This window comes from Caulobacter sp. LjRoot300 (genome assembly GCF_964253875.1).
In the GTDB taxonomy this organism is placed as follows: domain Bacteria; phylum Pseudomonadota; class Alphaproteobacteria; order Caulobacterales; family Caulobacteraceae; genus Caulobacter.
In genome coordinates this window covers 471,450-497,691 of the sequence record NZ_CAXUSA020000001.1, presented here as the reverse complement: position 1 = coordinate 497,691, position 26,242 = coordinate 471,450, and the positions used below count along the sequence as shown (strand labels likewise).

20 protein-coding genes are annotated in these 26,242 nt (G+C 68.4%); 14 read left to right on the top strand and 6 right to left on the bottom strand.

Annotation, left to right across the window (positions count from 1 at the left end; all coding sequences use genetic code 11):
• The first annotated feature begins 283 nt into the window (after positions 1–283).
• From ACSQ2G_RS02380 to egtB, 12 genes are all read left to right on the top strand, one after another.
• Positions 284–1,141, top strand: a complete 858-nt coding sequence (locus ACSQ2G_RS02380; protein WP_436027949.1) for an MlaA family lipoprotein — start codon at positions 284–286, stop codon at positions 1,139–1,141.
• Positions 1,138–1,815 carry an MlaC/ttg2D family ABC transporter substrate-binding protein gene (locus tag ACSQ2G_RS02375; RefSeq protein WP_436027947.1) on the top strand — a complete coding sequence of 226 codons (678 nt, stop codon included), beginning with the start codon at positions 1,138–1,140 and terminating at the stop codon, positions 1,813–1,815. The genes ACSQ2G_RS02380 and ACSQ2G_RS02375 overlap by 4 nt, the downstream gene beginning before the upstream one ends.
• A gap of 63 nt (positions 1,816–1,878) precedes the next feature.
• A complete protein-coding gene (gene mlaD / locus ACSQ2G_RS02370) occupies positions 1,879–2,403 on the top strand; it encodes an outer membrane lipid asymmetry maintenance protein MlaD (RefSeq protein WP_310086743.1) in 525 nt (174 codons plus the stop codon).
• 1 nt (position 2,404) lies between these two features.
• The gene (locus tag ACSQ2G_RS02365) at positions 2,405–3,211 is read left to right on the top strand and encodes an MlaE family ABC transporter permease (protein WP_310086740.1); all 807 of its coding nucleotides are present in this window, start codon (positions 2,405–2,407) and stop codon (positions 3,209–3,211) included.
• Positions 3,208–3,984 (top strand): ABC transporter ATP-binding protein, encoded by a 777-nt coding sequence (locus ACSQ2G_RS02360; RefSeq protein WP_310086737.1) that lies wholly within the window; start codon positions 3,208–3,210, stop codon positions 3,982–3,984. Before ACSQ2G_RS02365 ends, ACSQ2G_RS02360 begins: the two co-directional genes overlap by 4 nt.
• 33 nt (positions 3,985–4,017) lie before the next feature.
• Positions 4,018–4,446 (top strand): hypothetical protein, encoded by a 429-nt coding sequence (locus ACSQ2G_RS02355; protein WP_436027944.1) that lies wholly within the window; start codon positions 4,018–4,020, stop codon positions 4,444–4,446.
• A 199-nt stretch (positions 4,447–4,645) separates the two neighbouring features.
• Positions 4,646–10,480, top strand: a complete 5,835-nt coding sequence (locus tag ACSQ2G_RS02350) for a HAMP domain-containing protein (protein ID WP_436027942.1) — start codon at positions 4,646–4,648, stop codon at positions 10,478–10,480.
• Positions 10,477–12,516, top strand: coding sequence for a response regulator (locus ACSQ2G_RS02345; RefSeq protein WP_436027940.1), 2,040 nt, complete (start codon positions 10,477–10,479; stop codon positions 12,514–12,516). The genes ACSQ2G_RS02350 and ACSQ2G_RS02345 overlap by 4 nt, the downstream gene beginning before the upstream one ends.
• Positions 12,517–12,623: 107 nt before the next feature.
• Entirely contained in the window at positions 12,624–13,328 is a 705-nt protein-coding gene (locus ACSQ2G_RS02340) for a glutathione S-transferase N-terminal domain-containing protein (RefSeq protein WP_436027938.1), read from the top strand.
• 144 nt (positions 13,329–13,472) lie between these two features.
• Complete coding sequence (locus ACSQ2G_RS02335; RefSeq protein WP_436027936.1) at positions 13,473–17,822, top strand: PAS domain S-box protein; 4,350 nt, start codon at positions 13,473–13,475, stop codon at positions 17,820–17,822.
• Position 17,823: 1 nt separating this feature from the next.
• The gene (locus ACSQ2G_RS02330) at positions 17,824–18,282 is read left to right on the top strand and encodes a response regulator transcription factor (protein WP_436027934.1); all 459 of its coding nucleotides are present in this window, start codon (positions 17,824–17,826) and stop codon (positions 18,280–18,282) included.
• Between the two features lie 147 nt (positions 18,283–18,429).
• Positions 18,430–20,601, top strand: coding sequence for an ergothioneine biosynthesis protein EgtB (gene egtB / locus ACSQ2G_RS02325; RefSeq protein ID WP_436027932.1), 2,172 nt, complete (start codon positions 18,430–18,432; stop codon positions 20,599–20,601).
• A gap of 65 nt (positions 20,602–20,666) precedes the next feature.
• On the opposite strand, the gene ACSQ2G_RS02320 is transcribed toward egtB, so the two are convergent.
• Positions 20,667–20,876, bottom strand: coding sequence for a KGG domain-containing protein (locus ACSQ2G_RS02320; RefSeq protein WP_018062559.1), 210 nt, complete (start codon positions 20,874–20,876; stop codon positions 20,667–20,669).
• 9 nt (positions 20,877–20,885) lie between these two features.
• Complete coding sequence (locus ACSQ2G_RS02315; RefSeq protein WP_018062558.1) at positions 20,886–21,053, bottom strand: hypothetical protein; 168 nt, start codon at positions 21,051–21,053, stop codon at positions 20,886–20,888.
• 114 nt (positions 21,054–21,167) lie between these two features.
• Here ACSQ2G_RS02315 and ACSQ2G_RS02310 point away from each other — a divergent pair, with 114 nt between their 5' ends.
• Positions 21,168–21,839 carry a DUF1345 domain-containing protein gene (locus ACSQ2G_RS02310; RefSeq protein ID WP_436027929.1) on the top strand — a complete coding sequence of 224 codons (672 nt, stop codon included), beginning with the start codon at positions 21,168–21,170 and terminating at the stop codon, positions 21,837–21,839.
• Here the strand turns inward: ACSQ2G_RS02310 and ACSQ2G_RS02305 are convergent.
• The 3 genes from ACSQ2G_RS02305 to ACSQ2G_RS02295 all read right to left on the bottom strand — a co-directional run bounded on the left by ACSQ2G_RS02305 (position 21,836) and on the right by ACSQ2G_RS02295 (position 24,965).
• On the bottom strand, positions 21,836–22,591 hold the full coding sequence (locus tag ACSQ2G_RS02305) for a hypothetical protein (protein ID WP_436027927.1): 756 nt from the start codon (positions 22,589–22,591) through the stop codon (positions 21,836–21,838). The two genes, ACSQ2G_RS02310 and ACSQ2G_RS02305, sit on opposite strands and share 4 nt — an antisense overlap.
• A gap of 107 nt (positions 22,592–22,698) precedes the next feature.
• The gene (locus ACSQ2G_RS02300) at positions 22,699–24,171 is read right to left on the bottom strand and encodes an ATP-binding protein (protein ID WP_436027926.1); all 1,473 of its coding nucleotides are present in this window, start codon (positions 24,169–24,171) and stop codon (positions 22,699–22,701) included.
• Entirely contained in the window at positions 24,168–24,965 is a 798-nt protein-coding gene (locus tag ACSQ2G_RS02295; protein WP_436027924.1) for a response regulator, read from the bottom strand. The genes ACSQ2G_RS02300 and ACSQ2G_RS02295 overlap by 4 nt, the downstream gene beginning before the upstream one ends.
• A 105-nt stretch (positions 24,966–25,070) precedes the next feature.
• On the opposite strand from ACSQ2G_RS02295, the gene ACSQ2G_RS02290 reads away from it, so the two are divergent.
• Positions 25,071–25,496 carry an EF-hand domain-containing protein gene (locus tag ACSQ2G_RS02290; protein ID WP_436027922.1) on the top strand — a complete coding sequence of 142 codons (426 nt, stop codon included), beginning with the start codon at positions 25,071–25,073 and terminating at the stop codon, positions 25,494–25,496.
• Between the two features lie 4 nt (positions 25,497–25,500).
• On the opposite strand, the gene ACSQ2G_RS02285 is transcribed toward ACSQ2G_RS02290, so the two are convergent.
• A complete protein-coding gene (locus tag ACSQ2G_RS02285) occupies positions 25,501–26,214 on the bottom strand; it encodes an MBL fold metallo-hydrolase (RefSeq protein WP_436027921.1) in 714 nt (237 codons plus the stop codon).
• Between the last annotated feature and the right edge of the window lie 28 nt (positions 26,215–26,242).

Below are 26,242 nucleotides of genomic sequence, written 5' to 3'. Positions count from 1 at the left end.
CGTTTGTGCTGGAGAAGGGATTTTGCGGCCCCTGGGTTGTTATTTTCCAAGCCGTGGCGAGGCGTTCGTCCCATGGCTGTTTGGCCTCCGAAGGCCCATGCTCCGGGGTTTGACCGAGAGCATCCTGTTTGAACCGATGCGACGCTTCCGTACCCGGATGACATCCAATAGGCGTTGCAGACCTTGCTTAGCTTTCGCAGGCGCCTACATGCCTGACGCCGGGACCCGGCAGGAGGCTGGAATGAACGGCGCGCCAAGCAGAACTTCGACGAACACGCCGCGCTTGCGCGCGAGAACCCTGGCCCTGATCGCCGCCGGCGGTCTGGCGGTGAGCGCGGCGAGCGCTCACGCCCAGAGCGCCGGCGTGGAGCCGTCGCCGCCTTTGGTGGCCGCGCCGGCCGCCAGCGCTGAGTCCGTCGATACGGGATACGACCCGCTGCAAGGCTTCAACCGGGGCAGCTTCGGTTTCAGCATGGGGCTGGACCGCGCCGTGCTCCGTCCCGTCGCCCACGGCTACATGGCGGTGACGCCCAGCCCGCTGCGCCGTCGCGTCAGCGCGGTGGTCTACAATCTGGGCGAGCCCAGCACGACGGTGAACGACATCCTGCAGGGCAAACCCAAGCGGGCGGGGCGCTCTTCGGCGCGCTTCCTGATCAATTCCACGATCGGCGTCCTGGGCATCTGGGACGTGGCCACCGGCATGGGGCTGAAGGCCCACGACGCCGATTTCGGCCAGACCTTCGGCCGCTACGGCGCCCGGCCCGGTCCCTATCTCTATGTGCCGGTGATCGGCCCGTCGAACTTCCGCGACGGCGTTGGCCGGGTGCTGGACTTCTTCACCGATCCGGTCGGTATCGTCGGCGGCGGCTATACGACCACGTTCGGCGCCACGCGCCTGGGCGTGCAGACGGTCGACACCCGGGCGCGAGCGGACACCGCCTTCCGCGCGCTGGACGACGCCACCGATCCCTACGTGACGGCGCGTTCGGCCTATGGTCAGTACCGCGAGGCCTTCATTCGGGAAGCCACTGGCGAAGTGCAGGCCTTGCCGGACTTCGACAACGACTACCCGGCCGACTCGGCCGCCGAGCCCGCGTCCGCGCCGCCCGCGACGGCGCCCGCCCCGAGCACAACGCAATGACTTCACCGGAAACGACCATGATTGACCCCCGTCCCACCCGTCGCTTCGCGCAACTGGCCCTGGTCGCCCTGGTCGCCCTGGTCGGCCTCGGCGCCGTGAGCCAGGCCGCGCCCGCCTTCGCCCAGGCGGCGCGCGATCCCCAGGCCGAGCAGTTCGTGCAGAGCCGCGCCCAACGGGTGATCACGGTGCTGGCCGACAAGAACGAAAGCCTCACCCAGAAGAAGGCGACTTTCCATCAGGCGATCGATCAATTGGCCGACGTGCCGAAGATCACCAATTTCGTGCTCGGCAAGTACGCCCGCACCGTCACGCCGGACCAGCGCCAGCGGTTCGCGGCGGCGTTCCGCGTCTATGCCGAAAGCGTGTACCAGAATCGGATCAGCGACTATCACGGCGAAGTGCTGAAGGTGACGGGCTCGACCGTTCGCAAGCCGGGCGACGTGATCGTCAACACCACCATCTCGGGCGGCCAGGTCGGCCAGCCGCTGCCGGTGGCGTGGCGGGTGATGGGCGGCGGGACCTCGTGGAAGGTAGTCGACGTCCAGTTCAAGGGCGTGTGGCTGGCGATCACCCAGCAGCAGGACTTCGTTTCGACCATCGATAACGCCGGCGGCAATATCGACGTGTTGATCAGCCAATTGCAGCGGGACGCCCAGCGTACCGCCTCGCGATAACAAACAAGGGGCGAGGCGACCGTTCGGGCGGCCAGCCTCGCAGGGCTTCGAAAGGATAACGGGTTGCGCGAACAATGGGCCGAGACCCTGATGGGTTTCCTCGTTCTCGTCCTGGCGGCGGGTTTCCTGGTCTATTCGCTGACCGTCGGCGGCGTCGGCAGCAAGCCGGGCGGCTACGACGTCACGGCCAAGTTCGGTCAGGTCGGCTCTCTGGCGCCGGGCGCGGCGGTCAGCGTCGCGGGGGTCAAGGTCGGCACGGTCTCGCAGATCAGCCTGGACCCGAAGACCTTCCTGGCGGTGACCAAGCTCAGTCTGGATCCGGACGTCAAGCTGCCTTCCGACTCCACCGCCAAGATCACCAGCGACAGCCTGCTGGGCGGCGTCCACGTGGCCATCGCGCCCGGCGGCGCGGCCGACGACATCAAGCCAGGCGGCGAGATAGACAACACCCAGGGCGCGGTCGACCTGTTCGGCCTGATCGGCTCGGTGATGCGACCGCAGGGCGGAAGCGGGGCCGGAGACGCCGCGCCGACGGCCGGCGCCGCGCCCGCGGCGAACCCCGCCGCCACGGCTCCGGACAGCTACTGAGATGGCCGCGGTCGACGCGGCGATCCCCGCGGTCTTCAAGCCGTTGCGCACCATCGGCCGCTCGACGCTGGGCGCCCTGCGCATGGTGGGCGGGGTCGGGGTGTTCGCCCTGCGCGGCGTGACCTCGGTGTTCACGCCGCCGTGGTTCCCCGGTCAGCTGCTGCGCCAGCTGGTCGCCATCGGCTTCTTCTCGCTGCCGGTGGTGGGCCTGACGGCGATCTTCACCGGCGCGGCCCTGGGGCTGAACATCTATACCGGCGGCGGGCGGTTCAACGCCGAGCAGGTGATGCCGCAGATCGTCGCCCTGGGCATCACCCGCGAACTGGGACCGGTGCTGGCGGCCCTGATGCTGGCGGGCCGGGTGTCAGCCGCCATCGCCGCCGAGATCGGGGCCATGCGCGCCACCGAGCAGATCGACGCCATGCGCACGCTGTCGACCGACCCGTTCCGCTATCTGGTCGCGCCCCGCCTGCTGGCCGCGACCCTGGTGCTGCCGCTGCTGACCTTGGTGGCCGACATCATCGGCGTGGCCGGCGGCTGGCTGGTGGCGGTGCGGATCCTGGACTTCAATTCGACGATCTACGTCCGCAACACCATGAACTTCATCCAGGGCTGGGACGTCGGATCGGGTCTGATCAAGGCGGCCGTCTTCGGCTTCATCGTCGCCCTGATGGGCTGCTACCACGGCTACAACGCCAAGGGCGGCGCGCGCGGCGTGGGCCGGGCGACCACCCATGCCGTGGTGTCCTCGGCGATCCTGATCTTCGCGTCCGACTACTTCCTCACAACGCTGTTCACCCACGCATGACCGACATCCCTAAGCTTGAATGGAGGCGCGTCAGCAAGCGCTTCGACGGGCCGGTCCTGGACGGGCTGGACCTCAGCGTCGCGGCCGGACGGTCGCTGGTGATCATCGGCGGCTCGGGCCAGGGCAAGTCGGTGACCATCAAGGTGGCCATGGGCTTGGTGCGTCCGGACGCCGGCCAGGTGCTGGTCGACGGCGAGGACCTGATCGGCTCAAACCAGAAGGGCGGCGGCGCGGCGCGTCGCAAGCTGTTCGAGCGCATCGGCGTCCTGTTCCAGGGCGCGGCGCTGTTCGACAGCCTCAGCGTCTGGGAGAACGTCGCCTTCCGCCTGATCAACGCCGACGGCGTGCCCCGCAAGGAGGCCAAGGCGCGGGCGGTCGAGGCCCTCGGTCGCGTCCATCTGGGCGCCCATGTCGCCGACTCCTATCCGTCCGAGCTGTCGGGCGGCATGCAGAAGCGCGTCGGCCTGGCCCGCGCGGTGGTGGCCAATCCGGAGATCATCTTCTTCGACGAGCCGACCACCGGACTGGACCCGATCACCTCGGCGGCGATCAACGAGCTGATCGTCGACCAGGTGAAGGGGCTGGGCTGCACCGCCGTGTCGATCACTCATGATCTCGCCTCGGCGCGGACGATCGGCGATGAAATCGCCATGCTGCACGGCGGCAAGATCGTCTGGCGCGGCGCCCCGGCCGAACTGGACCGCACGGACAATCCCTATGTGCGTCAGTTCGTCGATGGGCGAGCGGACGGGCCGATGGCCAGCGCGGTCTGAGCCATGACGGCGAGAGGAACGAGAACGGCGCTGATGGCGCTCGTTTTGGCCTGTGGTCTGGCGAGCGCGGCTCAGGCGCAGGACTATGTCCGCGCCGACTGCCGGACCCAGTTCGATCCCGCCGCGCTGCGGTTCGACACGGCGCTGCACCAGCGCTGGTACAGGCGGTTCTGGACCGGTGATTGCGATCACCTGCCGCTCTGTTTCGCCGGCTCGCCCAACTGGAACGACATCGTCGGCAAGCTTCTGGTCCGCGGCGGCGCGGCCGAGCGGACGGCCCTGCTGCCCAAGGCCTGCCGGCTGGGCCAGATGATCGGGCTGGAATGGGCGCGCGACAAGAAGATCCGCCGGATCGACACGGGCGACCTGCGCGCCTTCAAGGGCCAGCTGGAGGCGTCCGGCGACGCCCTGCGCGGAGTCGAACGCGTCGAGGCCTCGGCCCGCGCGAAAATGGCGCGATAACGACCACAGCCGCCGCCGGTGAATGAGCTTCACCGTAAAAGCGGAACCAAAGAATTTGAACTGCGTTGGACCCATTCGGGGAGGGGCAAGGGAATTCGGGTCAGGACGTCGAGCGCGATAGAGCGCTTTGAACGCCGGTATCGGCTTTCCCACAAGCGCCGCCCACGTAGATCGAACGGTTTCGACGTGGAGTATTCCTATGCCGGCGGCACAGTCCAAGGCGCAGCAGCGCGGGCTCGACAACCACCAGCTTTTGGCCGCCTTGCGCGCCTTTCGACGCGGCGACTTCTCGGTGCGGTTGCCGACCGACCTGTCCGGCCTGGACGGTGAATTGGCCGAGGCGTTCAACGACGCCGTCAATCTGAACGATCAAATGTCGAAAGAGTTCGAGCGCCTCGGCGATGTCGTCGGCAAGCAGGGCAAGATCAACCATCGCGCCCGCCTGCCGGGCGCCACCGGCTCGTGGGCCGCCAGCGTCGACGCGGTCAACAACCTGATCACCGACATGGTCCACCCGACCGCCGAAATGGCCCGGGTGATCGGCGCCACCGCCAAGGGCGACCTTAGCCAGACCATGGACCTGGAGAACGAGGAGCGCCCGCTGCGCGGCGAGTTCCTGCGCATCGGCAAGGTGGTCAACACCATGGTGGGCCAGTTGGGCTCGTTCGCCTCGGAAGTGACCCGCGTGGCGCGGGAAGTGGGCACCGAGGGCAAGCTGGGCGGTCAGGCCCAGGTCAAGGGCGTGGCCGGCACCTGGAAGGACCTGACCGACAACGTCAACCTGATGGCGGCCAACCTGACCGGCCAGGTCCGTAACATCGCCGAGGTGACCACGGCCGTCGCCAACGGCGACCTCTCGCGCAAGATCACCGTCGACGTGAAGGGCGAGGTTCTGGAGCTGAAGAACACCATCAACACCATGGTCGACCAGCTCAACAGCTTCGCCTCCGAAGTGACCCGGGTGGCGCGGGAAGTGGGTACGGAAGGCAAGCTCGGCGGCCAGGCCAATGTCCGCGGCGTGGCGGGGACCTGGAAGGACCTGACCGACAACGTCAACCTGATGGCCGGCAACCTGACCGGCCAGGTGCGGAACATCGCCGAGGTGACCACCGCCGTGGCCCGCGGCGACCTCTCGCGCAAGATCACCGTCGACGTGAAGGGCGAGGTGCTGGAGCTGAAGAACACCATCAACACCATGGTGGACCAGCTCAACAGCTTCGCCTCGGAAGTGACCCGGGTGGCGCGGGAAGTGGGTACGGAAGGCAAGCTGGGCGGCCAGGCCCGGGTGGAAGGCGTGGCCGGCACCTGGAAGGAGCTGACCGACAACGTCAACCTGATGGCGGGCAACCTGACCGGCCAGGTCCGCAACATCGCCGAGGTGACCACCGCCGTCGCCATGGGCGACCTTTCCAAGAAGATCACCGTCGACGTGAAGGGCGAGGTGCTGGAGCTGAAGAACACCATCAACGTCATGGTGGACCAGTTGAACGCCTTCGCCTCGGAAGTCACCCGGGTGGCGCGGGAAGTGGGCACCGAGGGCAAGTTGGGCGGCCAGGCCAACGTCACCGGGGTCGGCGGCACCTGGAAGGAGCTGACCGACAACGTCAACCTGATGGCGGGCAACCTGACCGGCCAGGTCCGCAACATCGCCGAGGTGACCACCGCCGTCGCCATGGGCGACCTTTCCAAGAAGATCACCGTCGACGTGCGCGGCGAGATCCTGGAGCTGAAGAACACCATCAACACCATGGTGGACCAGCTGAACTCGTTCTCGTCCGAAGTCACCCGGGTGGCCCGCGAAGTGGGCACCGAAGGCAAGCTGGGCGGTCAGGCCCAGGTCAAGGGCGTGGCCGGCACCTGGAAGGACCTGACCGACAACGTCAACTTCATGGCTGGTAACCTGACCGGCCAGGTCCGCAACATCGCCGAGGTGACCACCGCCGTCGCCAACGGCGACCTCAGCAAGAAGATCACAGTCGACGTGCGCGGCGAGATCCTGGAGCTGAAGAACACCATCAACGTCATGGTGGACCAGTTGAACGGCTTCGCCTCGGAAGTGACCCGGGTGGCGCGGGAAGTGGGCACCGAAGGCAAGCTGGGCGGTCAGGCCCAGGTGAAGGGCGTGGCCGGCACCTGGAAGGACCTGACCGACAACGTCAATCTGATGGCCGCCAACCTGACCGGCCAGGTGCGGAACATCGCCGAGGTGACGACCGCCGTCGCCATGGGCGATTTGTCCAAGAAGATCACCGTCGACGTGCGCGGCGAGATCCTGGAGCTGAAGAACACCATCAACGTCATGGTCGACCAGCTGAACTCGTTCAGCTCGGAAGTCACCCGCGTGGCGCGCGAAGTGGGCACCGAGGGCAAGCTGGGTGGTCAGGCCCAGGTGAAGGGCGTGGCCGGGACCTGGAAGGACCTGACCGACAACGTCAACTTCATGGCCGCCAACCTGACGGGCCAGGTCCGCAACATCGCCGACGTGACGACCGCCGTCGCCAAGGGCGACCTCAGCAAGAAGATCACCGTCGACGTGAAGGGCGAGATCCTGGAGCTGAAGTCGACCATCAACGTCATGGTCGACCAGTTGAACGGCTTCGCCTCGGAAGTAACCCGGGTGGCGCGGGAAGTCGGCACCGAGGGCAAGCTGGGCGGCCAGGCCCAGGTGCCCGGCGTGGCCGGGACCTGGAAGGACCTGACCGACAACGTCAACATGATGGCCGCCAACCTGACCGGCCAGGTGCGGAACATCGCCGACGTCGTGACCGCGGTGGCCCAGGGCAACCTGAAGCGCAAGCTGACCCTGGACGCCAAGGGCGAGATCGCCTCGCTGGCCGACACAATCAACGGCATGATCGAGACCCTTGCCACCTTCGCCGACCAGGTGACCAACGTGGCGCGCGAGGTGGGTTCGGAAGGCAAGCTGGGCGGCCAGGCCCGGGTGCCCGGGGCCGCCGGCCTATGGCGCGACCTGACCGACAACGTCAACGAACTGGCCGCCAACCTGACCACCCAGGTCCGCGCCATCGCCGAGGTGTCCACCGCCGTGACCAAGGGCGACCTCACCCGCTCGATCACCGTCGAGGCGTCGGGGGAGGTCGCGGCCCTGAAGGACAACATCAACGAGATGATCCGCAACCTGAAGGATCAGACGTTGAAGAACACCGAGCAGGACTGGCTGAAGACCAACCTGGCCCGGTTCAGCCGTATGCTGCAGGGCGAGCGCGACCTGTCGACCGTGTCGAACCTGGTGCTGTCGGAACTGGCCCCGCTGATCAACGCCCAGCACGGGGTGTTCTACGTCTCCGACCACGACGTGAACGGCGAGCCGGTGCTGAACCTGGCCGCCAGCTACGCCGCCAATCCCGGCGACCGGCCGCCGGCCCGCCTGCGCCAGCGCGAAGGCCTGATCGGCCAGTGCGCGGCCGAGCGCCAGCGCATCCTGCTGACCAATGTCCCGTCGGAATATATCAAGATCAGCTCGGGCCTGGGCGAGGCCGCGCCGCAGAACATCATCGTCCTGCCCGCCCTGTTCGAGGGCGAGCTGAAGGCGGTGATCGAGCTGGCCACCTTCGGGACGTTCAACGAGACCCAGCAGGCCTTCCTCGACCAGCTGATGGAATCCATCGGCATCGTGCTGTCGACCATCGCCGCCAACATGCGCACCGAAGGTCTGCTCGAACAGTCCCAACTGCTGACCGCCGAACTCCAGGCCCAGCAGGAAGAGCTGAAGAAGACCAACGACCGCCTGGAGCAGCAGGCCGCGTCCCTGCGGCAGTCGGAGGAACTGCTGCGCTCCAAGCAGGACGAGCTGCAGCAGACCAACGCCGAACTGGAGGACAAGGCGGTCCTGCTGTCGGCCCAGAACAAGCAGGTGGAAGCCAAGAACACCGAGGTCGAGCAGGCCAAGGCGGCGCTGGAGGAAAAGGCCGAGCAGCTGGCCCTGACCTCGAAGTACAAGTCCGAGTTCCTGGCCAATATGAGCCACGAGCTACGCACGCCGCTCAACAGCCTGCTGATCCTGTCCAAGATGCTCAGCGAGAACGCGCAGGGCAATCTGAGCGCCAAGCAGGTGGAGTTCGCCCGCAACATCCACAGCGCCGGCGCCGACCTGCTGGGCCTGATCAACGACATCCTGGACCTGTCGAAGATCGAGAGCGGCACGGTCACCCTCGACATCGGCGAGATGTCGTTCGCGTCCCTGCGCGACCAGACCGACCGCACCTTCTCGCAGCTAGCCCAGGACAAGAAGCTGGACTTCTTCGTCAACATCGACCCGGCCCTGCCGCGCTCGATGTACACCGACGACAAGCGCCTGCAGCAGGTGATCAAGAACTTGCTGTCCAACGCCTTCAAGTTCACCCAGACCGGTTCGGTGCGCCTGTCGATCGCCCGGGCCGAGGACGGCTGGGCGCTGGGCAACGATCACCTGAACAAGGCCGGCCAGGTGTTGGCCTTCTCGGTCGAGGACACCGGCATCGGCATTCCCGAGGACAAGCAGCGGATCATCTTCGAGGCCTTCCAGCAGGCCGACGGCACCACCAGCCGCAAGTACGGCGGCACGGGCCTGGGCCTGTCGATCAGCCGCGAGATCACCCGCCTGCTGGGCGGCGAACTGCGGGTCGTCTCGACGCCGGGGCAGGGCAGCACCTTCACCCTCTATCTGCCGCTGAACTTCAGCCCGGCGGCCCAGCCTCAGCCGGCCCAGCCGTTTCGCCCGGCCACCTCACCGGTCCAGACCTTCCGCCTGTCGACAACGGAAGCCGGAACGGTCGAGCCGGCCGAGACCGTGGTCGACGACCGCGAGCAGATCGAGCCCGGCGACGCGGTGGTGCTGATCGTCGAGGACGACACCCGTTTCGCCTCGATCCTGTTGTCGCTGGTGCGCGACAGCGGCTTCAAGGGCGTGGTCACCGGCGAGGGCTCGGCCGTGCCGTCCCTGGCCCGGCGCTTCACGCCCGACGCCATCATGCTCGACATCGGCCTGCCCGACATGGACGGCCTGGCCCTGCTGGACCTGCTCAAGCGCACGCCGGACACCCGCCATATCCCGGTCCAGGTGATCTCGGCCGACGACCATGGCGGGCTGGGCCTGTCGATGGGCGCCTTCGGCTTCACCAGCAAGCCAGTGGAACGCGAGGCGGTCGCCTCCACCCTGGAAAAGGTCAAGAAGCTGGTGGCCGAGACCGGCCGCGCGCCGATCCTCGTCGGCGGCGAGGGCTCCGCCGCCGACACGCTGCGCGACACGATCGGCGCGGTGAAGGTGGTGGCCGCATTGGCCGACCTGCCGGACGATGCCTTCACCGGCGAGGGCGGCTGCTTGGTGATCGACGTCGGGGGGGAACCGGTCGGATCGATCATCGACACGCTCAAGCAACGCGGCACAGCGTCGGGCGTGGCGGTGCTCTATGCGCCCGACGACCTGGACGCCGAAGAGGACCGGCGGCTGCGTTTGGCGGTGTTCTCCGGCCTGGCCCGCCTGGCCCGTACGCCCGAGCAGTTGATCGACCACGTCACTATGTCGCTGCACGCGCCGCTGGACCGCCTGTCCACGCCGGCCAAGGCGATGATCGCCCACAGCCGCCACGCCGACGCCGTGCTGACCGGCCTGACCGCGGTGGTGATTGACGACGACATCCGCAACATCTTCTCGCTGGCCAGTGCTCTTGAGGAGTACGGAATAGAGCTGCGCTATGCAGAAAGCGGCCGGGCGGGCCTGGAGCTGCTCGACAGCCTGCCCTCGGTGGATATGGTGCTGGTCGACATCATGATGCCCGACATGGACGGCTATGAAACCATGCGCGAGATCCGGGCCAGACCGCAGTTTTCCGACCTGCCGGTGATCGCCGTCACCGCCAAGGCGATGAAGGGCGACCGGCAGAAGTGCATCCAGGCCGGCGCTTCGGACTATGTGTCCAAGCCGGTGGATATCGATCAGTTGATCTCGGTTCTGCGGGTTTCGGTCCAGCGTACAGACGCCCAGCGCCTGGCCGGCGACAACGTCGTCACCATCCATAGCGCCGCAGCCCAATGAGCGTACCCGCCGTCAAGCATCAGGCGGTCCCGCCGCCCGAGGACCGGCCCAGGACGAGGATCCTCATCGTCGACGACGACGAGCGCAACGCCTTCGCCGCGATCCAGGCCCTGGAAACCCTGGGCCAGGAACTGGTGGTGGCCCGTTCGGGTGAGGAGGCCTTGCGCCATCTGCTCACCGACGACTTCGCGGTGATCCTGCTGGATCTGCACATGCCGGGCATGGACGGCTACGAGACCGCCGAGCTGATCCGTCAGCGCCGCCGCAACCGCGACGTGCCCATCGTCTTCCTGACGGCCGTGTTCCGGGACGAGGCCCATATCTTCAAGGCCTATTCCGCCGGAGCGGTCGATGTGGTGTTCAAGCCCGTGGACCCGTTCATCCTGCGCTCCAAGGTGCAGGTGCTGGTCGACCTGCACATCAAGACGCTTGAATTCGAGCAACAGTCGGAGAGCCGGCGCCTGCTGATCGAGGAGAACGCCCGGATCCACGCCGAGAAGCTGGCCGCCGAACGGGCGCTTCGCCGAACCCAGGAGCGCCAGGAGGCGATCCTGCGGGCCCTGCCGGTGGTGTTCCACTCGCGCACAGCCGACCCGCCCTACGAGCCGCTGTTCGTGGGCGGCAACGTCATGGAGCTGACCGGGTTCTCCGCCGACGACTTCCTGGCCACGGCCGACTTTGGCATCAGCCGGGTCCATCCCGACGACGTCGACATCGTCGCGCGCGCCCAGGCCGAGGCCCGCAAGTCTGGAGCCTATGCCTGCGAATACCGATGGCGGCGCGCCGACGGCTCTTATCGCTCGCTGATCGACCAGGGCGTGCTGGCCCAGGATGAGGAGAGCGGTCGCCCGGTGGTGTTCGGCACCTTGCTGGACAACACCGAGCGCCGGGGCCTGGAAGAGCAGCTTAGCCACGCTCGCAAGATGGAAGCCGTGGGCCAGCTGACCGGCGGCGTCGCCCACGACTTCAACAACCTGCTGACCGTGGTGCTGGGCAATATCGAGCTGATCAAGCGGCGGACCGGCGACCAGCACGAACTGGCCCGCCAGATCGAGGCGGTGCGCTTGGCGGCCGAGAAGGGCGGGGCCCTGACCCGCCAGTTGCTGGCCTTCTCGCGTCGCCAGCGCCTGAACCCACTGACCGTCGATCTCACCGGGCTGATCGCCGACTTCGCGCCGCTGCTGCGCCAGGCCGTCGGCGAGGCGGTGAGCATCGAGCTGGAGCTGGCGGCCGAGGCGCTGCCGGCCCACCTCGACCCGGCTCAGTTCGAGAGCGCCCTGCTGAACCTGGCGGTCAACGCCCGCGACGCGATGGAGGGCGGCGGCGTCCTGTCGATCGCCGCCAGGACGGTCGGCGAGGATGATCCCAGGATCCTGGTGACCGTGCGCGACACCGGCCAGGGCATGGACACCGACGTCGCCTCGCGCATCTTCGAACCGTTCTTCACGACCAAGGAGATCGGCAAGGGGTCGGGCCTGGGCCTGTCGCAGGTCTACGGCTTCGTGCGGCAGTCGGGCGGGGAGATTTCGGTGAGCAGCGTCCCGGGGCAGGGCGCGGCCTTCGAGATCTATCTGCCCCGGAGTCAGGCGGCGCTGAGCGCTCGCGGCGCGGGTGGCGGGACGGGCGAGGTCGTGCGCGGCTCCGAGCGGGTGCTGGTGGTGGAGGACGATCCGGCGGTGCTGGCCATGGCCGTCGAGACGCTGGAGGGACTGGGGTACCAAGTCACCACCGCCGACTCGGCCGCGGCCGCGCTGAAACGCCTCAAGGGCCGCAAGGGGTTCGACCTGCTGTTCTCCGACGTGGTCATGCCGGGCGGCGTCAACGGCGTCCAGCTGGCGCACCTGGCGCTGCAGGAGCGGCCAGGGCTCAAGGTGTTGCTGACCTCCGGCTATGTGGGCGACGAGGCGGCGTCCTGGGCCAACGAGTTCCCGATGATCGACAAGCCCTATCTGGGCCCGGCCCTGGCGGCCAAGGTCCGCGTGGTGCTGGAGGCCGAAGCTCCGGCGGCGCAGCAGCCCAGGGCCCGGCAAGGCTAGAGCGGGGCGAGTTTCCGCCTCGGCCCGTCTTGTCGCCGCGCCCGCCAAGACCATCTGACAAGCTCGGCCGCGCCGGCAGGAGCGGCCTTTTGCTTTCGGAGCCGACCATGACCGATCTTTCAGCCTTCCCGATCACCCGGCGCTGGCCGGCCCAGCATCCCGACCGGCTGCAGCTTTACAGCCTGCCCACGCCCAACGGGGTGAAGGTGTCGATCATGCTGGAGGAGATCGGCCTGGCCTACGAGCCGCATATGATCGACATCGGCCAGAACGAGACCTGGACGCCCGAGTTCCTGTCGCTGAATCCCAACGGCAAGATCCCGGCCATCATCGATCCGAACGGTCCGGACGGAAAGCCGATCGGCTTGTTCGAGTCCGGCGCGATCCTGGTCTACCTGGCGGAGAAGACCGGCAAGTTCCTGCCCAAGGATCCGGCCCAACGCTATGAGACCCTGGCCTGGGTGTTCTTCCAGATGGCCGCGATCGGCCCGATGTTCGGCCAGGTCGGCTTCTTCCACAAGTTCGCGGGCCGGGAGTACGAGGACAAGCGCCCCCGTGATCGCTATGTCGCCGAATCCAAGCGCCTGCTGGGCGTGCTGGAAAGCCGGCTGGCGGATCGCGACTGGATCATGGGCGAGGCCTACACCATCGCCGACATCGCCACCCTGGGCTGGGTGCGCAACCTGGTCGGCTTCTACGACGCGGGCGATCTGGTCGACTACGCCAGCCTCAAGCACGTGCCGGCCTGGCTGGAGCGAGGCCTGGCCCGTCCGGCCGTCCAGCGTGGACTGGAGATTCCCAGGCGTCCCTAAGGGCCGCCCACCGCCAGGGCCGGGTTTCGACTCGCTCGAACCCGGCCCTGGCGGTGGGGGCGCGTCTCTCGCGCGCGATTTGTCGCAGCCAGCCTTAACCCGTTTTGCGGACCTTATGGGCCATCCTCCAGACGGGAGGTCCTGATGAACCACGACGAAGCGAGGCGGATCCGTGCGCTGCAAGGCTACGGCGTCCTCGACACCTCGCCTGACGCCGCGTTCGATCGCGTGACCCAGCTGGCCTGTGATCTGTTCGATACGCCGATCGCCCTGGTTTCGCTGGTCGACGAGACGCGGCAGTGGTTCAAGTCTCGGCAGGGTCTGGAGCTCTGTTCGACGGCGCGGGAATACGCGTTCTGCAGCCATGCGATCGAGCTGGAGTCCGATGCCGTGATGGTCGTCGAGGATGCGACCCTCGACCCTCGGTTCGTCGCCAATCCGCTTGTGGTCGGCGAGCCGGGGATCCGCTTCTATGCCGGCGCCGTGCTGACCTCCTCGGACGGCTACAACCTGGGCACGCTCTGCGTCATCGACACCAAGCCGCGTCCAGGTCCGACCGATCGCGAGCTTAACCGTCTGCGCGCCCTGGCGCGCATCGTCCGCGACGAACTGGAGCGGACCCGCCTGGACCGGGTGCGCTGGGAACAGGCCCGCCTGCTGAAATTGGCCGAGGCCATGTCGGGGGTCGCGCACTGGCGCTACGATGTCGTCACCGGCGAGGTCTACTGGTCGGACCTGCTGTACGAGATCCGGGGCGCGGATCGTGGAACCCACGTCCCGAGCTATCGAACCGGCCTGGAGTCCTTTCATCCCGACGATCGCGACAGGATCTCGGGCCTGCTGAACACGGCGATCACGACCAAGACGTCGATCAGCTTCCAGGCGCGGATGATCCGCCCTGACGGCGAGGTTCGGCTGGTCCAGTCCAAGGCGGGTTGCGAGGTGGACGAGCAAGGCCAGGTCATCGCGCTGATCGGCCTGTTTCAGGACGTGACCGACCAGGTCCGCAATCTCGAGAACCAGACCGCCAGCGAGGCCCGCTACCGGCTGCTGGCCGAGAACACCTCCGACGTCATCGTCCGCTGTTCGCTGGACGGCACGCTGCTCTACGTGTCGCCCGCCTGTCGGGCGATGGGCTATGAGCCCGAGGACCTGATCGGCACGCCGGCCGACCGCCTGGTCCACCCGGAAGACCGCGAACGTTTCCTGGTCAACTGCGCCAAGCTCTATGCCGGCGAGCCGCCCGACCTTTCCGCCAATCGACAGCACCGCTATCTCACTGGCGACGGACGCTGGGTCTGGTTCGAGGGCAATCCCCAGCTTGTCCGGGACGCAGAGGGCAAGGCGACCGAGATCGTCAACGTCTTCCGGGACGTCACCGAACGGCGGGAGCTGCAGGAACGCGCCGAGCGCATGGCGCGCATGACCGCCCTGGCCGAGCAGGTCGCCGGCATCGGCTATTGGCGCGTCGACCTGAAGACCGGCGAGACGACCTGGTCGCCGCACGTCGCCAGACTGTATGGCCTGAATCCCAGTCTCGACCTGAGGCTGGAGCAGTTCGTTCAGGCCGTTCACCCCGACGACCGACCAAACTTGCAGGCGCGGCTCGCGGCGGCTCGCGAGGACGGGATCGGCTGGAAGCTGGCCATCACCCGCATCATCTTGTCCGACGGCGGGCTGCGCTATCTGGAAGGCCACGGCAATTGCGAGCGCGACGAAGCCGGTCAGGTGGTCGCGCTCTTCGGCACAGTGATGGACGTCACCGCCCGGGTCACGGCCGAGGCTTCGCGCGCCGAGGACGCGGCGCGCTATCGGGCGATGTCCGAGCGCGTGCTGCTGGCCACCCAAGCTGGTCAGATCGGGATCTGGGAATGGAATGTCCAGACCGGCGCGCTGGCCTGGGACGACCGGATGTACGCTCTCTATGGCCTGGTCCACGGCGAGCCCCTGACCGCCGACCGGTTCTATGCCTGCGTGCACCCCGACGATCGCGCGGAGGAACAGGCTCAGGCGCGGACCACGTTGTCCGGCGACAAGCCGTACGACACCGAATTCAGGATCGTGCGACCTGATGGGGCGGTGCGGCATGTTCGCGCCCAGGCCACGGTCGTGCGAGACGCCGACGGCGCGCCGATGCGGCTGGTGGGCGTCAACTGGGACGTCACCGACGTGCGTAATCTCGAACGCTCCCTGCGCGCCAGCGAGGACCGGGCGCGCAATATGATCGCCAACGCCCACCAGGCCATCGTCACGGCCGACGAGGCCGGCCGGATCACCGGCTGGAACCGCCATGCCGAACTGACTTTCGGCTGGACGACGGCGGAGGCGATCGGCGCCGACCTGGCGATGATCCTGCCCGCGGGCCAGGCGGGCATGACGGCGTTCCTGGGCGGCGGCTTTGGCGACGACATCGACCAGGGCATCGAGACGACCGCGCGGCGCAAGGATGGCGTCGAGATACCGATCGAACTGGCGGTCAGCGCGGTGCGCGACGCGGCCGGCTGGGAGCTGACCGCGCTGATGCAGGACATCAGCGCGCGCAAGGAGCAGCAGGAGTTGTTCGAAACCGCCTTCGAGCATGCGCCGATCGGCAAGTGTCTGGTCGGCCTCGACGGGGCGTTCCTGAAGGTCAATCCCACGCTCTGCCGGATGGTCGGCTATAGCCACGAGGAACTGCTGGCCCTGAACTTCCAGGCGATCACCCATCCTGACGACCTGGACGCCGATCTTGGCCTACTGGCCGATCTCTACAATGGCCGCATCTCCACCTACCGGATGGACAAGCGATATATCCGCAAGGACGGCTCGATCGTCTGGAGCCAACTGGCGGTCTCGCGGGTCGACAATCCCGACGGCTCGCCGCGCTATTTCATCTCGCAGATCGAGGACCTGACCGCCCGCCGGGCGGCCGAGACCGCGCTGAAGGACAGCGAGGCCCGCTATCGGCTGATGGCCGAAAACACCACCGACATGATCCTGACCGCCGATCTGAGCGGAAAGGTCACGTTCTGCGCCGCGTCGTCCGGCGTCTTGCTGGGCTATACGCCGGACGAGATCATGGGCCGCAGCGCGCTGGAGCTGGCCTATCCCGAGGATCGCCTGAGGGTCAGGCGGGTCTATCGCAACCTGACCAAGGGCAAGCGGCCCGAGCGGGTGCGCTGGCGGGTGCCGCACAGGTCGGGCAAGCGCGATGTCTGGCTGGAATCCAACCCCTCCCTGCTGCGCGACCCGGCGACCGAGGCCCCCACGGGCTTCCTGGACGTGATCCGCGATGTGACCGCCCAGGTCGGCCAGGAGGAGGCCCTGGCCGCCGCTCGCGCCGAGGCCGAGGCGGCCGCGGCGGTGAAGGGCGAGTTCATGGCCAATATGAGCCACGAGATCCGCACGCCCCTGACGGCGGTGATCGGCTTCTCCGGGCTGCTGGCCCAGCGCCCGGAACTCGACGAGATCTCGCACCGGTACGTCCAGCGGGTGTCGAGCGCCGGCCAGGCGTTGCTGGCGATCGTCAATGACGTACTCGACTTTTCCAAGCTCGAGGCGGGCCAGGTCGAGATCACGCCGCGCGCCGTCTCGCCCCTGGCCGTCGCCGAGGACGCGCTGGCCCTGTTCGCTCCTCAGGCCGACGCCAAGGGGCTGTGGCTGGAATGCCAGGCCGAAGGCGACCTGCCCGAGCGGGTCATGATCGATCCGGACCGCGTCCGGCAGATCCTGCTCAACCTGGTGGGCAACGCCATCAAATTCACCGAGCAGGGCGCGGTGCGGTTGTTCGTCAGCTACGATCCCGCGGCGGCCAGGTTGCGCATGCGGGTGGAGGATACCGGCGCGGGCATCAGCGTCGAGCAGCAGGCCAAGCTTTTCCAGCGCTTCTCCCAGGTCGACGCTTCATCGACGCGCAAGCACGGCGGCACGGGCCTGGGCCTGGCGATCAGCAAGGGCCTGACCGAGGCGATGGGCGGCGGAATCGCGGTCAGCAGTCTCCCGGGCGTGGGGACGGTGTTCAGTTTCGATATCGCGGCCCCGATCGCCGTCGGTCCGTCGGGCGAACTGTCCCCGCTCGCGCCCGAACCACGTGGCCGAAGCCTGGACGGACTTCGGGTGCTGGTGGTCGACGATAATGCCGTCAACCGCGAACTGGCGCGCACCGTGCTGGAGCACGTGGGCGCGGAGGTGGCCGAGGCCAGCGGCGGTCGGGCGGCGGTCGAAGCCGCCGCCGTCGAGCCTTTCGACTGCATCCTGATGGACCTGCGTATGCCTGGGGTTTCGGGACTGGACGCGCTGGGCGAGATCCGGGACACGCCGGGCCCCAACCAGGATGTGCCTATCCTGGCCTTCACGGCGGATTCGGACCTCGGGCTTCTGGACGGCGATCACCGGTTCGATGGAATGGTGTCCAAACCGATCATGGCCGTGGATCTCATCGACGCCGTGGACCGCTGCACGCGCTGGGACGGCGCAGTCGGCGACGGCGACCCCCTCGACCGCGCGGAGGCTTGAGGTGGGGCGTACGCGCGTCCTGGTCGTCGAGGACGACCAGATCATCCTGGACCTGATCACTACCCGCCTCGACATCGCGGGCTATGACACCTATTTCGCCCGCGACGGCTTCGAAGGCCTCAAGCGCCTGCACGAGTTGCGACCGTCGGCCCTGGTGCTGGACCTCAACATGCCACGCCTCGACGGCTTCGGCCTGCTGCGCAAGATGCGCCAGGAGGGACTGAACGTCCCGACCATGGTGCTGACCGCCCGCAACCAGCCCGATGACGTCCAGCAGGCCATAACCCTGGGCGCCCGCGACTTCCTGGCCAAGCCGTTCAAGGACGAACAGCTGTTGCAGAGGGTCGGAAGGCTGCTGCGTCGGGCGCCCGTCCGACCGACCAAGGCCTCGCTTCCGGTGGAAAGCCCGCCTGCCGTCCGACCGCCAATCGACGACGGCCCTCAGCCCTTCCTGCTCTGAACGAAAGAGGGCCTCGAGGTTGTTCGTGCGGCGTTCACTTTTTATTCTCGGCGCCGCTTGAACCCGGCGGGGGGAACACTCAAGTTGCTTATTCGTTGAGCTCATCGGGGCGGCAGGCTCCCCGACGCAGGGCCGCCAGGAGAGCGCATGAGTCCCGACGACACCCCCGCACGGGAGGCCTCAGAGGCCCGCGCCATCGCCCTCGTCGATCGCTATCTGGCGGTCCGGCGTCGCACCGAGGCGCTGGCCAAGCCGCTTTCGCCCGAGGACCAGGGCGCCCAGTCGATGCCGGACGCCAGTCCGGTCAAGTGGCATCGGGCCCACACCGCCTGGTTCTTCGAAACCTTCCTGCTGACGCCGTTCCTGCCGGGCTACCGGGTGTTCGACCCGGCCTTCGCCTATCTGTTCAATTCCTATTATGAGGCCGTCGGGCCTCGCCAGCCGCGCCCCCTGCGCGGGCTGATCACCCGTCCGTCGGCCGATGAGGTCGGCGCCTATCGGGCCCATATCGACGCGGCCCTAGTCCGTCTGCTGACCACCTCGCCCACCGCCGAGGTGATCGAGCGCCTGGACCTCGGCCTGGCCCACGAGGAGCAGCACCAGGAACTGATCCTGATGGACCTGCTCCACCTGTTCGCCCAATCGCCGCTGCAGCCGGCCTATCGCGCCGCCGCGCCGTTGGAGCGCCCGGCCGCCGCCGACGCCCGCTACCTCGCCTTCGCGGGCGGTCTGGTCGAGATCGGAGACGACGGCCCGGGATTCGCCTTCGACAACGAGCGGCCGCGCCACAAGGTCTATCTCGAGCCCTATCGCCTGGCCGATCGCCTAGTCACCAACGCCGAGTGGCTGGCCTTCATCGAGGACGGCGGCTACCGCCGGCCGGACCTCTGGCTTTCAGACGGCTGGGCGGCCGTTAACGAGCACGGTTGGGACGCGCCGCTCTACTGGCGGCGGGAAGAGAACGGCGCCTGGACGATCATGACCCTGTCGGGCCGGCGTCCCATCGATCCTCACGCGCCGGTGGGTCATGTCAGCTATTACGAGGCCGCCGCCTTCGCCGCCTGGTCCGGACGCCGCCTGCCGACCGAGGCCGAATGGGAAGCCGCCGCCAGGGCTCCGGAAGGGCAGGGGCTGCGCCAGACGTCCGACGAGGCCTGGCAATGGACCGCCAGTCCCTATGTCGCCTATCCGGGGTTCAAGCCGGGGGCCGGCGCCCTGGGCGAGTACAACGGCAAGTTCATGATCAATCAGATGGTCCTGCGGGGCGGGGCGGCCGAGACGCCGCCTGGCCACACGCGACCGTCCTATCGCAACTTCTTCCACCCGGCCCAGCGCTGGGCTTTCACGGGGGTCCGCTTGGCCGACGACATGAGCGCGCTGGATCGCGAGGCGGCGACGCCGGCCTCGACCTTCCTGGACGACGCCCTCGCCGGCCTGACGGCCGAGCGCAAGACGCTGCCCGCCAAGTACTTCTACGACGCAGAGGGCTCGCGACTGTTCGAGGCGATCTGCGAGCTGCCGGAATACTATCCCACCCGCACCGAGACGGCGCTGCTGCGCCGGATCGCGCCGGAGATCGCCGCCCGGGTGATGGAGGGCGCTGCTCTTGTGGAGTTCGGCAGCGGGGCCAGCACCAAGACCCGGATCCTGCTCGACGCCATGCCGCAGCTGGCGGTCTATGTCCCGATCGACATCAGCCGGTCGGCCCTGGACGAGGCCAGCCAGGCGCTGCGCCGGGACTATCCCGGCCTGATCGTCGCCCCGCTGGTCGATGATTTCACGCGCGCGGTGCGGCTGCCGGCCGCGGCGCGGGGACGGCCGGTGACCGGCTTCTTCCCGGGCTCGACGATCGGCAATTTCGCGCCGGCCGACGCCGAGGCGTTCCTGCGCGGCGCCCATGGTCTGCTGGGCGACGGCGCGATGTTCGTGGTCGGGGTCGACATCGCCAAGAGCCCGGACGTGCTGGTGCCGGCCTATGACGACGCCCAGGGGGTGACGGCGGCGTTCAACAAGAACGTCCTGGCGCGGATCAATGGCGAACTGGGCGGCGACTTCGAGCTGGACGCCTTCGATCACCGCGCGGTCTGGAACGCCGAGGAAAGCCGTATGGAAATGCACCTGGTCAGCCGCATCGACCAGACGGCGCATCTGGCGGGCCGGGAAATTCGCTTCAAAGCCGGCGAGACGATCCACACCGAGAATTCTTACAAGTACGCGCCGGAAATGTTCGTTGAACTGGCCCGCCGGGCGGGCTGGAAGGTCGCGGCGCGCTGGATCAGCGACCGCCCGAGCTTCGGCGTCTTCGCCCTGGCCGGCTGAGGCGGGCGGTTCTCACTACGAAGAAGAAAGCGCGCCGCCGCCCGTAGGCCGCGGCGCGCTTGGTATCAGGCGTCGCGGCCGGGCATCCGCCCACCGCCGCGCGACGAGGAGCCGCCCTTGCGGCCCGCATTGGCCGCGAGGTCGCGGTCCTTGGCGAAGCTGCGCTTTTCGCTGGGAACACTGGCCCCCCCTTTGCGCGCGATCTCGCGGCGGCGTTCGGGGTCCATGGCGGCGAAGCCTCGGCGGCCGCGGGGCCGTTCGGTGTCGAGGTCCATAGGTTGCTCCTAATCGGGACTGGTCACGGGGGGGAACGGCGTGGCCGAGCGGTCATAGGGCCGGTCGTCGCCCGGTTGCACCGGCGGCTGGCGCATCGGCTCTTCGTCGGGCGTGGAGCCCGGGTCGTAGTCGGGTTGCGTCGGCTCGATCGGAGGCGGGGCGTCGGGGTCGGTCATGGCGTCTTTCACGTGTTCCAGTGAAGTAACCGGTGAAGTCGCGATCGGTTCACCCAACAGGCGACACAAAATTGCAGAGTTTGGTGCTAAGCCTCTGCGGGCAAGGTGGACGGCATGACCAAGACCCGCGTGAAAAAACGTGAAAGCTCAGCAATATCACGCCATTGGCGACTGATGGCCGCTGGCGGGGGCGGAGTTTTGGGATGGCTGGCGGCCCGTCATCTAAATGCGCCGGTCAGCAGCCATATCCTGATCGGCTGGGACGCCTGCGCCTTGGTCTATGTCGTCACCACCTGGCGTCTGTTCCTGACGGCGGACGAGGCGGAGGTGCGCCGCCGGGCCGCCGCCGAGGACGAAAAGCCGTCCGGCATCCTGCTGGTGGTCCTGGCCGCGATCCTGTCCAGCCTGGTCGCGGTTGTCGTCGCCATGTTGAACGCGCGGTCGGCCGGGCCGGACATCAAGACGATCACGGCCGCCTGCGCGGGAGTCACCCTGGTGCTGTCCTGGGTGGTTCTGCATTCAGTGTTCACGTTGCACTACGCCCATCGCCACTTCGGCGACGGAACGGACAAGCCCGGCTTTCTGTTCCCGGGCGAGCCGGCCCGAACCTATCTCGACTTCGTCTATCTGGCCTTCAGCATCGGGGCGACGTTCCAGGTGTCGGACAACAACGTGCTGACGGCCAAGCTGCGCAACCTCGTCACGGCCCAGGCTGTCTGCGCCTATTTCTACAACACCGCGGTGCTGGCCCTGGGTATCAACATCATCGCCAGCCTGGTGGGCTAACTCGATCCGGCGCCGCGCGGGCCTTCCAGCCGGGCCTGGAGCGGGGTCTGGGGCAGCTCGGCCAGGCGCAGCTTGCCGTCGCCGTCCTTGTCGAGCAGGGCGAAGCGGGCCTTGGCCGCCTTGGCCGCCTCGGCCCGGGTGATGCGACGGTCGAAGTCACCGTCGGACGCCATGACCGGTTCGGGCTCGGCCAGCAGGCTGTAGGGCGTGGCGCCTTGCAGCATGCCGCCCATCAGGCCGCCGCCACCGCGAGGAGGGCCGCCGCCACGGTGGCCGCCGCCCTGGCCGCGCGGGCCGCCTTGGCCGCGAGCGCCTGGCCCGTCGCCGCCGCCCTGGAAGCCCTGCAGGATCTCCGGCGCGATCTGGGTCTCGTAGGCCGAGACCTCGAAGCCGTCGACGACGCCGTTGTGGTCGCCGTCGATCTTCTCGAAGAACCGCAAGGAGTCTGCGACGAACTCCTCGCGCGTCAGGACCCCGTCGTGGTCGGCGTCGGCGCCGGCGAACCAGACGGCGACGGGGTAGGGCGCGCCGGGCTCGGCGCGGAACGGCTCGCCCGCCGGACTGATGAACAGGCTGCGGCGCGGCTGGCGCGGCGGCCCGCCTGCCTCGCCCTCGCCGGGCGGGCGGAGACGCGGCGCTCGGCCCCAGTCGCCGCGCGGGCCGTCCTGCGGCGGACCGGAGGCGCAGGCGCCCAGGCACAGGGCGGCGAACATCAGGATGCAGGTGGCGCGGAGGCGGCTGAACGTGTGCATCCCCTGATCAACCCCGCCCACATGTCGCGCGTATGGCGCAGCTTTTGCCGGCCCGCAACAAACCGGCGGCCTGCTTGTCGGTGGCGTATCCGCTCACGCGGCTCGCTCTAGAACGGCAGCTCGACCCGGGCGCGCAAGCCGCCCTCGGGGCGATTGTACAGGGTGGCGTCGCCGCCGTGGGCGCGGGCCACCGAACGGACGACGGCCAGGCCCAGCCCGATCCCCCCTGTCTCGCGGTTGCGCGACGGCTCGCCGCGGAAGAACGGCTCGAACACCCGGTCCAGCTCGGCCGGGACGATGCCGGGGCCGTTGTCGTCGATCTCGATCACCGCCAGCCGGCCCTCCGCGCGGACCCGGCCCTGCACGGCGCCGCCGTACTTGAGGCCGTTCTCGACCAGGTTGGTCAGCAGGCGGCGAAGCGCGACCGGATCGCCGTCGATGATGATCTTCTCGCCCAGTTCCACCGACGCCTGGCCGCCGGTCTCGGCCGCCTCGTCGATGATGCTCTCCAGCAGCGAGGCCAGTTCCAGCCGGGTGCGTTCGGCCGGGCGCGTGGTGTCGCGCACGAAGGCCATGGTGGCGGCGATCATCGCCTCCATCTGGTCGATGTCGGACGCCAGCTTGGCGCGGACGTCGTCCGGCACCGCCTCGATGCGGAAGCGCAGGCGGGTCAGGGGGGTGCGAAGGTCGTGGGCCACCGCGCCGATCATCGCGGTGCGGTCCTCGACATAGCGACGCAGGCGCTCCTGCATCATGTTGAAAGCGTTGGCGGCGGCGATCACTTCGGCCGAGCCCTTCAGGTCCAGCGGCGCGGCCCGCGGATCGCGGCCCAGTCGCTCGGCGGCGCCGGCGAAGGCGCTGATCGGACCCGACAGCCGGCGGGCGAACAGCCAGGCCAGGGGCGAGACGCACAGCACCGACAGGCCCAGAATCAGCAGGATCCGCTGCTGCCAGCTGTCGAAACGAATGGCCGGCTTCGGCTCGATGATTGTCCAGCGGCCATTGTCTTGATGAATGGCCAGCTTGAAATCGCCGACGATGAACGGCTCGTCGCGTAGGCCGTCGAGGCGTGGCCCACGAGGCGGGCCGCCAAAGCCTTCGGGCGGACCGCCTGGGTGTGCAGGGTCGTGGTCGCCGCGCGGCCCGCCGGGGCCGCCAAATCCGTCCTGCGGTCGGCGCTCGCGCGGCAGATCCTGGACGAAAGTGCGCTTCTGCGCCCGGACGAAGAAGCGCGGGCCAGTGTCGACGTCCATCTCGATCCGCGCCGGATCGACCCCGATGTCGCGGGCCAGGGCGGTCTTGAACTCGGCGCGGCGACGGTTGTCGACCAGCCCCCGGATCGCGCCGGCATGGCGCCGGATCAGCAGGGCGCGTCCGTCGCGGGGCTGGACCGTGGCGCCGCTCTTCACGGCGCGGGCGATCTCGCTCAGTCGATAGATCTCGGGCGGCGGCGGCGGCAGGTTGAAGACCACGGCGATGGCGATCAACTGAGCCGCCACCAGGGTCACGATGACCAGGCCCAGGGCCTGGACGAACAGCGGCGCGCTGCCGGGCCCCTTCACCGGCACGCGTTCGATCATGGGGTGCGGGTCACCTTCGAGGTGAACATGTAGCCTTCGCTGCGGATGGTGCGGATCAACTCGCCGCCGCCGCCGTCGTCGAGCTTGCGGCGCAGGCGGCTGATCTGGACGTCGATGGCGCGATCATAGGCGTCGCTTTCGCGGCCCCGGGCCAGGTCCAGCAGCTGATCGCGGGTCAGCACCCGTTGCGGACGCTCGACGAAGGCGCGCAGCAGCGAGAACTCGCCGCTGGACAGGTTGACGACCACCGACTGCGGCGAGCGCAGCTCGCGGCGCACCAGGTCCAGGCGCCAGCCGGCGAACTCGCAGGCCGCGCCCATGCCGTCGTCGACCGCGCGTGGCTCCTGGCGGCGGCGCAGCACGGCGCGAATGCGGGCCAGCAGCTCGCGCGGATTGCACGGCTTGGGCAGGTAGTCGTCGGCGCCGAGCTCCAGGCCGACGATGCGGTCGGTTTCCTCACCCATGGCCGACAGCATGATGATCGCCGGACCGTCGGTGGCCGACAGGCGGCGGCAGATGGCCAGGCCGTCCTCGCCCGGCAGCATGATGTCCAGCACCACCAGGTCGACCGGGCCGCGGGCCAGGGCCTGCTCCATGGTCCGGGAGTCGGAGGCGGTGTCGATGGTGTAGCCGTGGCGGCCGAGGAAGTCGGCCACGACGTCGCGGATGCCAGGGTCGTCATCGACGATCAGGATGCGGGCGCCGCGCGCCGGGTCGGTGTTCTGGCCAAGGGCGTTCTGGCCGGGCGTGGAGGCGGCGGCGGAAGCCGTCGCGGGATCTTGCGAACTTTCCATGACTTGCTCTTTCCACGCCCCCGTCTCCAGCAGATTTCACGCCTGCAACAGGGACGCAACCCGCGCATGCGACCAATCCCCGCAATTGTTGCCTGGAGACAGTCCATGTCGCGCCTCTTGCCGGCGGCCCTCGCCGCCCTATCCCTCGCCGCCGTTTCGGGTCTGGCCCATGCCCAGGGGCCGCGCGGAAATCAGGACGCCAACGGCGACGGCGCGGTCAGCGCCCAGGAATTCGAGGACGCCGCGAAGGCGCGTTTTCAGCGCATGGACGCCAATCATGACGGCGTGATCGACGCCGCCGAACTGGCCGCGATCCAGCAGCGAATGGAAGCGCGCCGCGCCGAACGTCCCGATGCGGGCAAGGGAGCGGGCGGCGGCGGCTGGGCGGCGATGGACGCCGACCATGACGGCAGGATCACCGAGGCCGAGGCCCTGGCCGCCGCCAAAACGCGCTTCGCCGCCTTGGACGCCGACAAGGACGGCGTGCTGAGCCCTGCCGAGCCGCCCGCCCGGCGCGGGCCGCCGAACTAGGCGACTAGCCCGGCGAGCGGTTGACCGGCGTCTCGTAGGCCTTGCCCTGGGCGTTCATCGCCTCGATCGCCCGGTCACCGACGAACGGGTTGGACCGCCGCTCGGCCCCGAAGGTCGACATCGGGCCATGGCCCGGCACGAACTGCACGTCGTCGCCCAGCGGCCACAGTTTGCCGGTGATGGCGTCCAGCAGGTCCTGGTGGTTGCCGCGCGGGAAGTCGGTGCGGCCGATCGAGCCCTTGAACAGCACGTCCCCCACCTGGGCGAAGCGCGCCTGGCGGTGGAAGAAGATCACATGGCCGGGGGTGTGGCCGGGGCAGTGCAGCACCTCGAACGCCGTGTCCCCCAGAGTGACCACGTCGCCGTCATCCAGCCAGCGGTCGGTGACGAAGATCCGCGCCTCGGGGATCCCGTACATCTCGCCGCTCTCCTGGATGCGGTCGATCCAGAACTGGTCGTCCTTGTGCGGCCCCTCGATCGGGACGCCGGTCAGGCGCTTGAGCTCGGCCGCGCCGCCGGCGTGGTCCATGTGGCCGTGGGTGATCCAGATCTTCTCCAGCGTCAGGCCCTGATCCTCGATCGCCTTCATCAGGCGCGGGACCTCGCCGCCGGGATCGATCACCGCGGCCTTCAGGGTCTTGGCGCACCAGACGATCGTGCAGTTCTGCTGCAGCGGCGTGACCGGCGCGATGACGGCGCGGATCGGCATCTCGGCCATGCTCAAGTCCCTTTCAGTCGGGTCCCAA

Coding starts and splice junctions, on each gene's coding strand:
- ACSQ2G_RS02305 (WP_436027927.1), bottom strand. CDS start 22,591: ATGCACACGTTCAGCCGCCTCCGCGCCACCTGCATCCTGATGTTCGCC.
- ACSQ2G_RS02340 (WP_436027938.1), top strand. CDS start 12,624: ATGACCGATCTTTCAGCCTTCCCGATCACCCGGCGCTGGCCGGCCCAG.
- ACSQ2G_RS02310 (WP_436027929.1), top strand. CDS start 21,168: ATGACCAAGACCCGCGTGAAAAAACGTGAAAGCTCAGCAATATCACGC.
- ACSQ2G_RS02300 (WP_436027926.1), bottom strand. CDS start 24,171: ATGATCGAACGCGTGCCGGTGAAGGGGCCCGGCAGCGCGCCGCTGTTC.
- ACSQ2G_RS02345 (WP_436027940.1), top strand. CDS start 10,477: ATGAGCGTACCCGCCGTCAAGCATCAGGCGGTCCCGCCGCCCGAGGAC.
- ACSQ2G_RS02355 (WP_436027944.1), top strand. CDS start 4,018: ATGGCGCTCGTTTTGGCCTGTGGTCTGGCGAGCGCGGCTCAGGCGCAG.
- ACSQ2G_RS02350 (WP_436027942.1), top strand. CDS start 4,646: ATGCCGGCGGCACAGTCCAAGGCGCAGCAGCGCGGGCTCGACAACCAC.
- ACSQ2G_RS02320 (WP_018062559.1), bottom strand. CDS start 20,876: ATGGACCTCGACACCGAACGGCCCCGCGGCCGCCGAGGCTTCGCCGCC.
- ACSQ2G_RS02295 (WP_436027924.1), bottom strand. CDS start 24,965: ATGGAAAGTTCGCAAGATCCCGCGACGGCTTCCGCCGCCGCCTCCACG.
- ACSQ2G_RS02285 (WP_436027921.1), bottom strand. CDS start 26,214: ATGGCCGAGATGCCGATCCGCGCCGTCATCGCGCCGGTCACGCCGCTG.
- ACSQ2G_RS02365 (WP_310086740.1), top strand. CDS start 2,405: ATGGCCGCGGTCGACGCGGCGATCCCCGCGGTCTTCAAGCCGTTGCGC.
- ACSQ2G_RS02360 (WP_310086737.1), top strand. CDS start 3,208: ATGACCGACATCCCTAAGCTTGAATGGAGGCGCGTCAGCAAGCGCTTC.
- ACSQ2G_RS02315 (WP_018062558.1), bottom strand. CDS start 21,053: ATGACCGACCCCGACGCCCCGCCTCCGATCGAGCCGACGCAACCCGAC.
- ACSQ2G_RS02335 (WP_436027936.1), top strand. CDS start 13,473: ATGAACCACGACGAAGCGAGGCGGATCCGTGCGCTGCAAGGCTACGGC.
- ACSQ2G_RS02290 (WP_436027922.1), top strand. CDS start 25,071: ATGTCGCGCCTCTTGCCGGCGGCCCTCGCCGCCCTATCCCTCGCCGCC.
- ACSQ2G_RS02375 (WP_436027947.1), top strand. CDS start 1,138: ATGACTTCACCGGAAACGACCATGATTGACCCCCGTCCCACCCGTCGC.
- egtB (WP_436027932.1), top strand. CDS start 18,430: ATGAGTCCCGACGACACCCCCGCACGGGAGGCCTCAGAGGCCCGCGCC.